The sequence below is a fragment of the Veillonella fallax genome (assembly GCF_020687175.1).
In the GTDB taxonomy this organism is placed as follows: Bacteria; Bacillota; Negativicutes; order Veillonellales; family Veillonellaceae; genus Veillonella; species Veillonella fallax.
The window spans coordinates 1-1334 of the sequence record NZ_JAJEQD010000045.1; the positions used below are offsets into that span (position 1 = coordinate 1).

The 1334-nt window shown below is 35.4% G+C and carries 1 protein-coding gene; it reads left to right on the top strand.

The window, feature by feature from the left end:
* The first annotated feature begins 187 nt into the window (after window positions 1-187).
* Window positions 188-1306 carry an IS256-like element ISVesp1 family transposase gene (locus LKD20_RS09550; RefSeq protein ID WP_227721614.1) on the top strand — a complete coding sequence of 373 codons (1119 nt, stop codon included), beginning with the start codon at window positions 188-190 and terminating at the stop codon, window positions 1304-1306.
* Window positions 1307-1334: the final 28 nt, after the last annotated feature.

Consider the following 1334-nt stretch of genomic DNA (forward strand, 5'->3'; position numbering starts at 1 on the left):
AAAAGTGTTGCTGTTAATGCCGATGGAACTAGTTAAATACTAGCTCTATCGGCATTTTATCTTTCTGAGTAACTTTTACATATAGGACAAAAAGTGTTGCTAAAAAGTCTGAACCCCCCTTGATTTTACTGACTCAAATAAGGTTTTATCTTTCTAGAAAGATATATTTTTTAGAAGGAGTATAATTATGAAACTAGTCAGATGCCCTAATTGTGGTTTCGTCTGTAAGAGAAATGGTAAAACAAATGCGGGTTCTCAACGTTGGTATTGTAATCAATGTTCTTGCTCATTCACAAATAAAGTGAATAAAACTAATAATAATTTACAGATATTTTTGGATTGGTTATTTGGTAAACACACACAGTTAGATATGGCTGGCGATGGACGTTCATTTCGTAGAAAAACATCACAGTTTTGGGAGCTTTGGCCATTACCACCAAAAGTTGAATCATCAAGTAGTGTGGTATTTGTTGATGGTATTTATTTAGCTAGAAATGCTTGTATTTTAATCTGTTGTAATGAGACGCATGTCTTAGGCTGGTATGTTTGTAGATATGAGCATTCTAAGGCTTGGGAGGCTTTATTACGACGTATTTCATCACCTATAGTAGTTATATCCGATGGTGGTACCGGCTTTCAAAAGGCATTAAAAAAAGTTTGGCCGAAAGCCAAACTACAAAGGTGCTTATTTCATGCATTTCAACAAGTAAAACGCTATACAACAATACGTCCTAAAACGATTGCTGGTTGTGAGTTATATGGAATTGCAAGGGATTTATTAACAATACACACGCAAGATCATGCTATGAAGTGGGTACAAAACGTTATGTCATGGAAAGTACGACATAGGGTATTCCTATCAGAAATAACAGTTGATGAAAATGGTACGATACGACCTAAACATGAACGACTTATAAAAGCAGAAAATTCCTTAATTAAATTGATTAACAAAAGATGTTTATTTACTTACTTAGATGCATCGTTAACATGTACCTGCCCAGCTACTAATAATCGTATAGAAGGTGGTGTAAATGCTCAGTTACGCACTATGTTACGTAATCATAGAGGAATGTCTATTGAAAGACGAATAAAAGCGGTGTTCTGGTGGTGCTATATGCACTCACCAAACCCGCTTTCTAATGCCGAAATACTTAAGGTTATGCCGACCAACAAGAGTATTTCTGATATATATCATACCATACATGAACAATCTAGATTAGAGGCCTCTATTCCGACTTGGGGTGATGCTATTGTTTGGAGTGATTTACATAATTATGATCGCCTATTTACCAATCTTTGGGACTGAAATAGCAACACTTTTTGTCCTATAAGCC